At 59.6% G+C, this 12,466-nt stretch carries 10 protein-coding genes and 1 pseudogene; 3 read left to right on the plus strand and 8 right to left on the minus strand.

From position 1 onward, the window contains the following. Positions 1-105: 105 nt before the first annotated feature. From V5E97_RS16490 to V5E97_RS16515, 6 genes are all read right to left on the minus strand, one after another. Positions 106-570 carry a 4Fe-4S dicluster domain-containing protein gene (locus tag V5E97_RS16490; protein WP_406700390.1) on the minus strand — a complete coding sequence of 155 codons (465 nt, stop codon included), beginning with the start codon at positions 568-570 and terminating at the stop codon, positions 106-108. Beyond that, the gene (locus V5E97_RS16495) at positions 567-1,787 is read right to left on the minus strand and encodes a 4Fe-4S binding protein (protein WP_406700391.1); all 1,221 of its coding nucleotides are present in this window, start codon (positions 1,785-1,787) and stop codon (positions 567-569) included. The genes V5E97_RS16490 and V5E97_RS16495 overlap by 4 nt, the downstream gene beginning before the upstream one ends. 42 nt (positions 1,788-1,829) lie before the next feature. Further along, positions 1,830-2,939 carry a DUF362 domain-containing protein gene (locus V5E97_RS16500; protein WP_406700392.1) on the minus strand — a complete coding sequence of 370 codons (1,110 nt, stop codon included), beginning with the start codon at positions 2,937-2,939 and terminating at the stop codon, positions 1,830-1,832. Between the two features lie 56 nt (positions 2,940-2,995). Continuing rightward, positions 2,996-4,627: a DUF6599 family protein gene (locus tag V5E97_RS16505; protein ID WP_406700393.1), complete on the minus strand. Its 1,632-nt coding sequence runs from the start codon at positions 4,625-4,627 to the stop codon at positions 2,996-2,998. A gap of 437 nt (positions 4,628-5,064) precedes the next feature. Beyond that, complete coding sequence (locus V5E97_RS16510; RefSeq protein WP_406700394.1) at positions 5,065-6,090, minus strand: LIC_10091 family protein; 1,026 nt, start codon at positions 6,088-6,090, stop codon at positions 5,065-5,067. Positions 6,091-6,105: 15 nt separating this feature from the next. Continuing rightward, positions 6,106-7,008 (minus strand): cation diffusion facilitator family transporter, encoded by a 903-nt coding sequence (locus tag V5E97_RS16515; RefSeq protein ID WP_406700395.1) that lies wholly within the window; start codon positions 7,006-7,008, stop codon positions 6,106-6,108. A gap of 535 nt (positions 7,009-7,543) precedes the next feature. On the opposite strand from V5E97_RS16515, the gene V5E97_RS16520 reads away from it, so the two are divergent. The 3 genes and pseudogenes from V5E97_RS16520 (at position 7,544) to V5E97_RS16530 (ending at position 10,621) form a co-directional block, all read left to right on the plus strand. After that, positions 7,544-9,448, plus strand: coding sequence for a hypothetical protein (locus V5E97_RS16520; RefSeq protein WP_406700396.1), 1,905 nt, complete (start codon positions 7,544-7,546; stop codon positions 9,446-9,448). 150 nt (positions 9,449-9,598) lie between these two features. Continuing rightward, a pseudogene (locus V5E97_RS16525) lies at positions 9,599-9,649 on the plus strand (hypothetical protein); the annotation flags it as partial. Positions 9,650-9,724: 75 nt separating this feature from the next. After that, positions 9,725-10,621: an aldo/keto reductase gene (locus tag V5E97_RS16530; RefSeq protein WP_406701171.1), complete on the plus strand. Its 897-nt coding sequence runs from the start codon at positions 9,725-9,727 to the stop codon at positions 10,619-10,621. Between the two features lie 234 nt (positions 10,622-10,855). On the opposite strand, the gene V5E97_RS16535 is transcribed toward V5E97_RS16530, so the two are convergent. Beyond that, positions 10,856-11,356, minus strand: a complete 501-nt coding sequence (locus V5E97_RS16535; protein WP_406700397.1) for a general stress protein — start codon at positions 11,354-11,356, stop codon at positions 10,856-10,858. A 226-nt stretch (positions 11,357-11,582) separates the two neighbouring features. Next, complete coding sequence (locus V5E97_RS16540; RefSeq protein ID WP_406700398.1) at positions 11,583-12,059, minus strand: VOC family protein; 477 nt, start codon at positions 12,057-12,059, stop codon at positions 11,583-11,585. Positions 12,060-12,466: the final 407 nt, after the last annotated feature.

A 12,466-nucleotide genomic window follows, 5' to 3' on the forward strand; every position in this document is an offset into this window, starting at 1 on the left:
CGAAAGAAGTCGTCCTGGTCGAGAGGCCATAGGGCCTCTCGACCAGGACGACCTTTGAGTGGTTTGCGGAGGGCCGGGACCAAACTCGCCCGCGAGCAAATCGTCCTAGACCGAAACGAGGTCTTGCGCGTTGTCCTCTACCAAGGAGAGAAGCAGGGACCGCGACTTATCTCGAGTTTCACCGATCGCCGTGACGTAAACGGCCGGATCGTCTTTGACCGGGCACTCGTGTTCGCAGATCCCGCAGCCGATGCACCGGACAGGGTCGATAAACGGCCGCTTCAACTCGAGCTTCCCACCCCAGCGATCGGTCACCTCGACGTTGCGTGTGAAGATGGCCTTCGGGCTGACGGGGCAAACCTCTTCGCAGACGACGCAATCCGTATCCATTGCCCAAGGGAGGCAGCGTCCTTGGTTGTAGAAAGCTGTCCCCGTCTTGATCGGTCCCTTGCTCTCGAACGGTCCCACACCGAGCTTCTCGGCGATGGAGATCTCGCGGATCGCTCCTGTGGGGCAGACCTGGCTGCAGAGGGTACAGTTCAGCTCGCACCAACCCATTTTCGAGATCATGATGGGGTCCAGAGTCCCTCCACCCCTGACTCGAACAGGCTGGGTTGCAAGACGTTGGTCGGGCAAACTCGGATACACTGATCGCACTTGATGCAACGGCGAAGGAATTCGTCCTCGGCTACCGAGCCTGGGGGCCGGATCACTGCCTTGTTGAAGTTCTTGCGCACTCCGCCCGAAAGCCGAGCCATCGGGAAGAAGAAGACGCCGAAGAGTCCGGCCAGGATGAGTTGGCGGCGGCCGACGGCCGGATAGGTGACCTCGCTCGCCTTGCGGGGAAGGAAGCGGAACGAGAGGGCGTCGTGCGGGCAGTCCTCAATGCAGTTGAGACAGACGAAGCACTCGCTTTTTCGGAGGTCGGTATGAGGGTCAGACGCCCCTTCACAGCTCTTGAGGCAGAGGTCGCAATCCGTGCAACGGACCGGGTCGCGATCAATTCTCCAGAGGGAAAACCGACTGAACACACCGAGAAGCGCACCGAGCGGGCAGAGCGCTCGACAGAAGAATCGAGGGATCCACCAGTTCGCGACGAGCAGACCAACAAAGATCAGGCCCACGATCCAGGCCTGCCAGTATTCACGAGGCTCGGTGTAGATGCTTTCCGTCGCCTTCTGAGCCGTTGGCAGTACGCTGGTTGTCATTGACCGGACCGTCAATGCGATCGGGTCGAGTAAACCGATTTGAAGGGTGCTGTTGCCCGCCTTGTGCTCCTCCGCAGCCTCGGAAACGCCGGTCGTGACCGCGGCGAAGACGCGAGCAAAACCCTTCTGAGGGAGTTCGTTCCCCGCATACGCGGCGTAAACTCTGCCCGGCGCGGAGAGTGTCGTCGGGATGATCCAGAGACTGGCCATCGCGAGCATGGCGGCCAGAATGTAGTACTTCAGGGCATAGATCTTGCGATAGCGGTTCACCTCGATCATCTGCTTGGTGTTGCGCCGGTTGCCGATCACCCCGAAGATATGGTGCAGGATCCCGAACGGGCACATCCAGTTGCACCAGACACGCCCGACGATCATCGTGATTGCGATGATCAGGAGACCCCAGGTGAGGTTTCGATAAAGTGTGTGAGTCGTCAGCGCGGTCGAGACCGCGACGAGTGGCGTTGCCTCGAGGAACAACGACACCGGCCACCCTTTCAGGTAGCGGAGGTCGGTGATCAGCAAAAAGAACAGGAAGAGACCGAGAAACAGGGCCTCGTAGGCGCGTCGGATCTTGACCATCAGTCCTGCCTCGGTAACGAAAAAAAGGTGTTCGGCGTGGAATCAGACCGTGATTTCGCGAGTCCACTGCGGACGCCAGTCTTTGCCCAACCCACGACTGATGACCTTATCGAGATAGATGATCTCGTGTCGTTGCTTGCCCAGGAGCTCTTTCACGCACCAACTGTCGACTGCCGTGCAGTCGGTGCCGATCACCATGGTGTCGCCTTTTTTGACGTCGTTGAGACTGCCACCGGTCGGCCCATTGCGCATCAAGAGCTTGCGACCATCGGCGATCACGAACGTCGGCTTCATCATCAAGGCGAAGTCGGAAATGATGCCGTGGATGTTTTGATGAAATTGGTTGCGCGGGTTGCCGAGCAGCCCGTACCAGTTCTTCATCGTCACGGTTGCTTTGCAGAGGTTATGGTCTTTCACCGGGGAGATCCCGATGACCTTGGTCGCCTCGCGGAACGGGCGATAGAACATTTTCCAGGTGCCCGTGATCGTTTCGCCACCGACATAGAGCTGCTCGAAGTAGCTGTCCTGCGGCATCATGAGTTCGGCCCCCGCGCGAATCGCGGCCTCGCCGACTTTGGTCTTGAAGAAGCAACTCTCGGGGTTGTTAATCGGATTGTCGGCGACGATCACCTTCCTCGCCCCCGCGCCGAAGCAAAGCTTGACGACCGCGGAGACCGTATCGGGCTGGGTCGTGGCAGCGAGGTCGGGGTTCTTATCAAAGGCGACGTTGGGCTTGATGACAACCACGTCGCCCTTGCTGATGAATGCCGAGACGCCCTGGTCTCCTCCCATGGCATCGAGTGCGGCCTTGACCATGGTGAAGGCCTGGTCTTCGCGGGCTTGCAGCTCTTCGTCGCGCGACGCAAAGTTCTCAGCGCGGGGCGGACTGGAACGGACCACCACCAGGCTCGGCTTACTCGGCGACAGGACGACCGAATAGTCCTTGAGGCGGACTGGGGGCGGGGGCTTGACCCCTTCCATTCCCCACTGGTCACGGGCGAGGAGGCCCCCCGCCACGGCTCCACCGATCACTAGGCCCGTTCCGCCGGCTTGTGTGAGAAACTGCCTGCGCGAAAACGACTGATCGGCCGGATTGACGCCTCCGAGCCGTTCCAGATTCTTGAGCTGAGTTCGGGTCAGCTTTTCGCTCATCGCTATCCTCTCATAGGGCAAGAAGTCCGGAGGCTCGACGCGTTGAGTGGATTTCGTCAAGGACCCGATTCGATCGCGGGGACGGTCTGGGGCAGACTCTTCACGAAAGCCCGCGCAAACGTTTCGGCGGGTTTGGCGTCGGTGGCACCGTTGGCTCCACCAATGACATTGCCCTTCAAGAAGAGGACATCAACCAGGCCGATATTGGAGCTGACAACCATCCGGTCGGCCCCTTCCGCTTCGATCGTCTTGATTTCCGCTTCGTCACGTTTGGCGCTTTCGACGTACTTTTCGAAAACGGCCAGCGCCTCTTTGGCGTCGCGGTAAGGTCGGAGGAAGCCCTGCCAGGTGACTCCGCTCTCCTCATAATCGGCCATGAAGACGTCGGAGAGGAAGCTGTACCCGAAAACGTCCTGAGCCGCATACTTGGGCGTCGCCCGCCCCGAGCCGCTCGGCAAGAGAGCGAACAGGCTATCGGGGGTGGATTTGGACTTGGAGGGGTCACCCGACGGAGAGGGGGCTGAGGCATCCGGCTTCTGTTTCTCGGCAATCCGCTTCGCCAGTTCGACCGCGAAGGCCGAGAACTTTGGGTCATCGGTCGTCGAGACAATCTGCGTATAGTAACGGCCGGAGTAGAAGAGGGTGCTGCCCGCCGCGGTGTATCCTTCCGAGCCGATCGCCAACGGCTTCACGTCGTCCGGCTTTTCGGACCCATACTTGCCGAGCGCCTTCAGGGAATCACTCATCTCGAAGATGTAGACTTGCAGCTCGTTCGACTCGTCCCCGGTGGGATGGAGGTTCGCGTAGGCCATTCCCTTCACGTCGTACTGGAGGAAGCTCTCGGCCCGACCGTCGATCTTTTCGAAGAGGTTGTCCGCGTTAAAGCTCTCCAGGTGTTTATCGCCCAACTTACCGACCGTCCATTCCGCGGGCAAATCGCTGAGGGGAAGCATCGCCGCCAGGGGCCGTTGTGGTTCAGGGACGGCGGCCAGTTCCGCTTCGACCTGGGCTTGCGTCAACCCCGTCACGATTGCCGGTACCACGGGGGCGGGGGTTAAGGCGGCCACGGGAGCCGAGGGGGAGGTGGGAGCCGAGGCTGGTACGGCGGCGATCGCGACCGGCGGGGCAGTGAAATCCATCAACTGCTGGGGGCCGTCGAGACCGATGCTTTCATGAATCTTGGCCAGTCGTTGAAGCACCGAGGGAATCGCCTGTGCCACGGCCGGTGACGTGCCTGCGACAGCTCGAAGGGCGAGCATCGACTCGTCGAGCTTCTTTACGCTGTCCACCAGATTCTTGCGGACCTCCGCCAGACGCGTGGCTTCGCGTTTGACCGCCGCATCGGCCTCTTTCAAGTTGTTATAGCCGCGCCCTTGTTCCAGGACCGACCAGGTCTTATTCGGGTCGAATTCGTAGCGATCCTCATCGAAGTGCTGACTCTTGACCACCAAGGCCATGAAAATGGCCGGAATTCCCATGACCAGGAGCATGGCGCAGACGATTGAGGAAAACTCCGGTCGCTGCATCACCCGGCCCCGCCTTGCCTTGAACCAGCTAAGCCGGCCCAGGATCGCAAAGGCCAAGGGAGTCGTCGCCAGCGCGAAGAGTGCCGCGGCGACTGCAGTCGCCATGAGCGGGTCACTCAGGAAGTAATCTCGAAGCCTGGCTGCGGTCGCCGTGGAATTCATCGTGCGAAGAGCCTCAGACACAGAGGAAGATGGCCTCTGAACGGAATGTCCGACTTAAGCCGAATTATAACCAATCCCACGGGGAGCCAACAATCACCCTGTTAAACAGAAATCGAATTCCTTCCCGCTACTTCGGTCATTCCCCATCGTAAAAGTAGCGATTTTCCAGGCTTTTGCGGCTCGTCTAAAGAGTCAGCAGTTCCTGCGGCGAATTTTTCTGGCTCGTAACGGAAATCGGGAACGCTGCCGAGGGCGGATCCTCCCACGCCGGTGACAACCGTCAGTCGAAGTGATGATTCGCTTCGTCTTTCGCAGGAGATGTCCCCCAAACCGCGCGAGGAGTGAGGGGGGCAAACTCGCCCAAGGGAACTCCTCGTCAATCCGTCCGGGACACGAGAAGGAATTCTGAGTTCAAAATCCAATGGCAGACCGCTGCTTTAAGAAGGAAAGAGATCCTCGACCGTCTTGATCTCGCCTGCGCGGGCCGACTTGAGGAACGAGCCAATCGCTTGAATCACTGTCGTTGAGCTATCCCCGGGGGCGCGGTCGGGATGGGCGATCTCACGGGTGCTCGTCCGGACGACCTGAGCTCCCGTCTCCCATGGCAATTCCTCCAGGCTCTCGATATAGCTTGCGAAACGCCCTGCGCGGAGTAAGAAGAACTCGACATCCGACACGTAAAGCAGCGAGAGCCGAAGCGCGTGGGCACGGAGCCAGGCGCCCAGTCTGGGCAAGCTTGGAGGACGGCTGAAGTCGCCAACCAATGGGATGAGCCGATCACCCTGCTGAAGTCCACGAACGAATTGGTAGAGGGCCTCGCTGGCGAGCAGGTGAGCCGGCGTGCCTTGCCGATCGCAGGTTCGGATCAGCTTGCCCAATGTGGGATACATCGGTAAGGCAAGAAAGCGAGCATTCATCCCCGGACCTGCTAACTTCGCCTGGATCGTCGCGATTGCCTTCCACTCGGGTTCAGAGACGACCCCGAGCGGTTGGAGGATCGTTGCCACCTCGACGATGGTTTGCTCAAGCAATCCACGGTCGAATTTCGCTTCGGAGAACGCCGTCACGAGGTCGTTGGCGCTTGGATCAGAAGGCAAGCGGCCCGGTCTTCGTGCGGTGAGTCGCATGAGATAGGCGATTCGATCGGTGGAAAGCGTGAAAAGAGCTTTATGGACCAGGTGAAGCAGGAGGTTGCGACGGCGATAGTCCATCACAAAGGCGAGTCGGGGCTTGGCATGGGCAAGGATCGTGAAATTCTGATCCGGACCGACACCGAGATAGACTTGCCCCGGTGGGCAGAGTCGAGCCACTTCGGCGGTCACTCGAGGATAAGAGTCCTCGTTACTGACCAGGTTATCGGCGGCGGGCCCGGTCTCGCGTTTTGAGAGTTCGCGGATGATCGACGCGAAGGTTGCGTCGCGCGACGGAAAGAGCAAATCGGCGAGGGTAGGGGGGGGAGTCATGGATCGGCCTCTTTGTCAATCCATCAGCGGCGGATGCGTCCGGGACGGCTCGATATGGACCAGGACATCTCGAATCGGATCAACGTGGGTGATCACCTGATCTTTGACGGCGTGGGCGATGTCGTGACCTTCACGAACCGTCAGATCGGGGTCGACCTCGACGTGGATATCGACGAGGTATTCGAGGCCCGCTTTCCGGATCCTGAGTTTCTCGACGCCCTGGACGCCCGCCACGGCGAGCGCTTCGTGCCTGACATCCTGGAGCACCAGTGGATTGGCCTGCCGGTCCATGAGGTCTTGGACATTTTCCCAGAGGAGTTTGGAGGCGACCCAAATAATCAAGGTGGCCACCAGCCCCGCGGCGATTCGATCGGCCATTTGCCAGGCCGGGCCTCCCCACTTGGTCAGGGCAACGCCGAACAGGACGAGGAGCGAGCCGAAGACGTCGAGGCGGTAGTCCCAGGCCGTTGCCAGGAGCGCCCCCGAGCCGGTGCGCCGCGCGGTCTTGATTGCGAACCGTGAGAGAACTTCCTGACAAAGGGCGCCGAGACCGGCCACGACCAAGGTGAACGAGTGTGGGGAAGGATGGGGGAGGTTTCTCGTGTTCCAGGCCTCCCAGCCCAGTGCCAGCGCCAGCACGATTAAGAGCAATCCCACGCCGGCCCCGACGAGGGCTTCTACGCGGGTATGGCCGTACGGATGCTCGCGATCCGCGGGGCGTTGCGCGAAGTAGAGGGCAGCGACCAACGAGACGGAGATCAAGGCGTCGACGAGGGAGTGGGCTCCATCGGTCATCAGGGCAAACGAGTGGCCGTACATTCCCCCCAGGAGTTTGACCAGGCCCAACCCGGAATTCACGGCAACGCCCCAGAGAGCGGCCTGACGTGCCTGGTGATAAAGATTAGCGATGTCGCCCATGGAAGATTTAGCGATGTCCAGGATTCGAGATGAGTGAGCCGGACCATCTCGGCTTCGATTCCGAGGTCGAATCGGTCCGGCCGCGGAAGGTGCAATGGAAGGGGCCCTGATCGTTCTTTTCGAAAGAAAAAAGCCATCAGACTTTGAGTCGAGCTGAGCGTCAACCGCCTCGCTTCCCCCCTGAGTCTGTCATTTCCTCGAAGTCGAAGCAACTCAACTCGGCGAGTTCTCGCCAATCGGCCGGTGGATGTTTCGAGAGGGCACGCGTTCAAAACAACGTGGGCTGAGCACCACTTTGGTATCGTCTCTCAAGTTTGGTAAGCTCAATGGTGGGAAGCGTTGAGGAGTACCCGCCTCGTTCTGCGCCAACATGAGGGTGCCTGGACGTTCCGGGGCGTCTATTCTTGAACGTCGATTATTCCGGTCGCCGTTCGCGAGCGCCCGAACATTTTTCCCGTTTCGATCGTAATCCCCGCCAGGGCTCGTCGAGGGTTTTGCCGGCAAGTCCGCGCCGTCGACATTGGGAGGCTTGCTCTTGTTCGCTGGACCCATCATTGCTCGCGAGATCATTACCGCTCCACGCCCTGCTCGGTTTTACGTCGCACGTGCCGCGTACGTTGGGCTGCTGTTCGTCCTGATGTGGACCGTATGGCAGTCTCTGATCGGTTGGCGCGAGATCCATGAATTTGGCATTCTCGCCCGGTTCAGCGGGATCCTCTTTCAGTTTTTCGTGCTGATTCAGCTCACTCTGATGCTCTTCTTTGCTCCACTCTCGGCTGCGACGGCCGTGGCGCACGAGAAAGATCGGCGCACATTCATTCTGCTTTTGATGACCGATCTGCGAGATACGGAGATCGTCCTCGGTAAACTGGTGGCCAGCCTCCTTCAGATTGGGACGCTTCTGGCACTGGCGGCGCCTGTTTTCTTTCTCTGCATGCTTCTCGGTGGGATCGCGCCCGGGCAAATTTTCGACATCCTCGGCGTGACGGCCGCGGCAGGACTGGCGGGCGGGGCCCTCGGGCTCCTCGTCGCTTTGGGGCGAGATCGGACGTTTCAGTCCTTGGCACTCACCGTGCTGCTCGTCGTGCTCTCGTTGGCTGGCGTTGAGGCAATCGGCTATCTCCTCCCCGACCTCCATCTGTTGGGAGTTCCGTTGGCGACGGCTTTCAACCCTTACCGCGCGGTCTTCTCGGTCTTGTACAAGGATCAAGGGACGCTGCAGGCCGTGGCACGCCCCAGCCTCGTATTCATGCTCGTTGCGACGTCGATCTCGGCGCTGATACTGCTGGCCGGAGTGTTCCTCCTGCGCGTCTGGAATCCAGGCCAGAACGAGCCGCGTGAACAGCGCGAAGGGGAGGCGGGAGAAGAACAGGTCGGTTCGCTCGTTGCGATCGAGGAAATCGCCGAGCCGGTGCTCGTCGGCGCCGCGGCATCCGCTTCGACGACCGCTGGGTTCGCGGCCGACACGTTGGATCGCCAGGTCCGTACGGGAGCTGAGGTCAGCGAAAAGACGACTGGCTTGCACGTCCCGAGGCGGAGCCACCGACGGATTCTGAAAACGGCCGGCTCATACCGTCAGCCTTGGAGTGAGTGGCCGATCCTCTGGCGCGAGTTGATGACCCGGGCTTACGGAACCAAGCCGCTCATCATCAAAGGCGCCTATCTGCTGGCCTTTGCCCTTGGTGTGGTCTTTTACTACGGTAACCCGGAGGTCGCCGAAGGGAGCTGGCGACCAGCAAAGACTTTGATTCCGTTGGCAATCTTGAGCCTGGTACTGGTCAATGCTCAGGGGGTCACCGCCCTGACCAGCGAGCGAGATACGGGGGCCCTGGACCTTTTGCTCGTGACCGAACTGACTCCAAAGCAGTTTATCTACGGCAAACTCTACGGCGTCCTCTATAACGCGAAGGAGATGGTCGTTCTCCCGATCCTCTTGACCATCTGGTTCGCGATCACCGGCGCAATGACTTATGAATCCGCGTTCTACGTCGTCATCGACTTTGCGCTCCTCGTCCACTTCTCGGCCATGCTCGGCCTGCACGCGGCGATCACCTACACCAATAGCAGGACTGCGGTCGCGAACAGCCTGGGAACCATCTTCTTCCTGATGGTCGGGATCCTCGTTTGCGCCTGCCTGATCCTCCTGAGCGACCGTGAGTTCGGACGGCAACTCCTCAGCTTCCTCATCTTCATTGGTGCGGGAAGCGTCGCGCTCTTCGGTTCGCTCGGCGCGAGAAATCCATCGCGAGCGATCGCCTTGGTGGCCCTCCTGACGCCGTTCTGGTCGTTCTACTGCGTGATCAGCCTGCTCAATGGCGACATTTTGGCCGCCTTTCTCTTCAGCTTCGGGATCTACGGTTTCGCCTGCCTCGCGATGCTCGTGCCCGCCGTCAGCGACTTTGACATCGCTCTGGGACGGACCAACGCCATCCAGGGCTAGCGAATCCGGCGATGACCAGGAGGTGAGCTCGCACGATCTCCCCTTCAACGAGGATCGAACCAGGGATCCCCGGCGCAGGAATTGCTCCCTAGAAGAGCTTCCCGCCGTGGATCCCTTTTCGCTTCGTTGGTCCACTGGAGATCCATCCTGATGCGTCCCCACTCATCAAGTCGTCGCGAATTTCTGCAAACGGGTGCCGCAGGTGTCGCGGCTGCCGCTCTCTCAGGAGCCGCCGCCCCTGAAACCACCAACCCGGGAGGGATTCCCGTTCGCTCCCTGGGCCGTACCGGCGAAAAGGTCAGCCTCCTATGCCTCGGGGGGCATGCGAGTACCAATCCCCAAAAAATGTCGGAGCAGGAAAGCCTTCGACTGATCCAGCGGGCTGTCGATGAAGGAATCACCTTCATGGACAACTGCTGGGACTATCACAACGGCGTGGCCGAAGAACGGATGGGTAAGGCCCTCGCCGAAGGGGGGAGGCGTCAAAAAACATTCCTCATGACCAAGTGTTGTGGCAGAAACGTCAAGGACGCGCAGTCGAATCTCGAGGAGAGTCTCCGCAGGCTTAAAACCGATCACCTGGATCTCTGGCAATTCCATGAGATCGTCTACGACAGCGACCCCAGTTGGGTCTTCGCTGAGGATGGAGCCATTCACGCGGGCCTGAAAGCCGTGAAAGAGGGGAAGGTGCGCTACCTCGGCTTCACCGGACATAAAGACCCGTCAATCCACCTCGACATGCTCAGCAAGCCCTATGAATGGGCTACCGTGCAGATGCCCTTGAATGTCATGGACGTCCATTACCGTAGCTTTCAGAAGAAAGTTTTGCCTGTCCTCCTTCAGCGACAGATCGGCGTGCTGGCCATGAAGAGCCTTGGGGGCACGGGTTCGATCGTCACCAAGGCTGGGGTCCCGGTCGAGGATGCCCTCCGATACGTGCTCTCGTTGCCGATATCAACCCTGGTTACGGGGATTGATTCGGAAGCGGTTCTCGACCAGAACCTCAAGATCGTCCGCGAATTCAAGCCGCTCACAGCCGAGGAAAAAGCTCGGATCGAACAGTCGACCATTGAGGTTGCCGGCGATGGGCGATTTGAGTTGTTCAAGTCATCGAAGATGTTCGACGGTCCCGTACACCGCAAGCAGCACGGATTCGATACCGCGATTTCGTAAAGACTTGTTCGAGTTGAAGGTGAGGTCGATCATCAAGGGCGGAGCCAAGCGGGTCGGGACACCCGATTCCTGGCTCCAAACGAGCCATGAACTCACGGCGACAGCAAATCATATTTGTCGCAAAAATGATCAGTGAGAAAATAATGTCGTGAACTGATCAGCCATTCTCGATGTCCAGCCGCCCCTTCTTCAGATTCGAGGAAGGGGCGGCGAGACGTTGGATGATTTCGGCAATCAGGCGGTGTGAGTCCGCTTTGAGCCTTCCTCATCAAAGATTCGAGCGACGGCGGGAGCCAGGTCGTCGGAGACCTGGGTTGAAACGAGGATGTGTCCTTCTTCGATCCCGGAAGAATAATGTTGGGCTTCGGTTTCCGGAATGCCGGCGCCAATCAAGGCACCAAGTAGTCCACCGGACGCAGCACCAATGCCAGCTCCTGCCAATGCGGCCGCAAGCGGACCGCCGATCAGGAACGTTCCAATTCCGGGCAGGACGAACGTGCTGCCGACCAAAGCCAGGCCGACCAGCGTGCCGACCGCCGCGCCTGAGACGACTCCAGCGGTCGCCCCTTCACCGCTCATGTCCTCCGCGCCGGTCGTCATGACGAGTTCGGACGCCTCTTGGCGATCGCGCATCGCAATACTGACCGAATCCATTCCGATCCCGATCAGCTTCAAGCGATGGATCGCGCTCTCTGCATCGGTTCGTGACTCGAACATACCAACGACGTTTTTCATCGGAAATTCCTCATGGGGGGGATGCTTGGCGCAATCCTGCGCCGAAGGTCAGGACGTCTTGCCGGTAGCCCAGACCCCTGGCCGCGGCGACGCCATTGTCCTTGAATAGAGGGCAAACCCTGCGCCAAACCAGGAGGACTGATCTTAAAACGATGAGGCGGTTTGCGAAGTGCCGCCGGTATCCCGCTACCAGGAATCTGTCCTACCCCCACCTTCCGGGACTGTCTCAGTCGCAAGGCGTTCCGCCGAAGGCGGCGGCCATCCGCTCGTATATCTGCTCGGGTGTGAGGTCTTCCAGATGCTCGGCGATTGCCCAATGGTGGCCGAACGGGTCGACCAACTTACCGTAGCGGTCGCCCCAGAAAGCGTCGACAAGGGGCATACTCACCGTTGCGCCCGCTTCAACCGCACGGGCGAAAGCTTCGTTGGCGTCGGTCACCCAGAGGTGAACTGTCACCGGTGAGTTGCCGGTCGGGCCAACCGCCCCGTGCTCGGGGAATTCGTCGGCCAGGAACAGCTTCGAGTCACCGATCTGGAGTTCCGCGTGGCCGATCTTTATTGTGCCATCAGCCCCTGGGAAGGGCATGCGGGAAAGTTCCGCGGCGCCGAAAGCCTTTTTGTAAAACTCGATCGCATCGGATGCCCCTTTAATCACCAAGTGCGGTGTGATTGCGTGATGCCCTGCCGGAATCGGGTGCGCCATGGTTCCCTCCTCGCGAGCCGCAAGTCCGGCACCTTATGATCACATCAACAGAAATCGTGCCTCGCTCGTGGAATGAGATTATTTATCGACTGCTTGGTGACAGTTGTACAGTGGAATTGGGAAAATGCTCGAGATTCGCACGATCGCATGCAGGAGTTGGTGTCGTGCGTGCGAAAGCACCGATAATTCGGTGGTTCCGCAAGCGGATAATGGTTCTTTATTCCGCGCTGAGCTACTCCGGCGAGATTATCGATTTGATTGGATAGGCGACTCTGGGCTGGAATCTTGAGCTCCGGGAGAGTCGAAGTTCCCGGCTTGACGATGTGCGAATCAAGTCGCCATTAGAATTAAACTGTGCAGATTCTTTGTCCCACAGCCCGATTGACCCGGCTTACAGCATCGCGATA

Source organism: Singulisphaera photorubra, assembly GCF_045290345.1.
Taxonomy (GTDB): Bacteria; Planctomycetota; Planctomycetia; order Isosphaerales; family Isosphaeraceae; genus Singulisphaera.

What these genes read in the sequence shown, in the direction of transcription:
- V5E97_RS16540 (WP_406700398.1), bottom strand. Translation starts at nt 12,059, where the DNA reads ATGGCGCACCCGATTCCGGCAGGGCATCACGCAATCACACCGCACTTG.
- V5E97_RS16535 (WP_406700397.1), bottom strand. Translation starts at nt 11,356, where the DNA reads ATGAAAAACGTCGTTGGTATGTTCGAGTCACGAACCGATGCAGAGAGC.
- V5E97_RS16515 (WP_406700395.1), bottom strand. Translation starts at nt 7,008, where the DNA reads ATGGGCGACATCGCTAATCTTTATCACCAGGCACGTCAGGCCGCTCTC.
- V5E97_RS16510 (WP_406700394.1), bottom strand. Translation starts at nt 6,090, where the DNA reads ATGACTCCCCCCCCTACCCTCGCCGATTTGCTCTTTCCGTCGCGCGAC.
- V5E97_RS16500 (WP_406700392.1), bottom strand. Translation starts at nt 2,939, where the DNA reads ATGAGCGAAAAGCTGACCCGAACTCAGCTCAAGAATCTGGAACGGCTC.
- V5E97_RS16505 (WP_406700393.1), bottom strand. Translation starts at nt 4,627, where the DNA reads ATGAATTCCACGGCGACCGCAGCCAGGCTTCGAGATTACTTCCTGAGT.
- V5E97_RS16490 (WP_406700390.1), bottom strand. Translation starts at nt 570, where the DNA reads ATGATCTCGAAAATGGGTTGGTGCGAGCTGAACTGTACCCTCTGCAGC.
- V5E97_RS16495 (WP_406700391.1), bottom strand. Translation starts at nt 1,787, where the DNA reads ATGGTCAAGATCCGACGCGCCTACGAGGCCCTGTTTCTCGGTCTCTTC.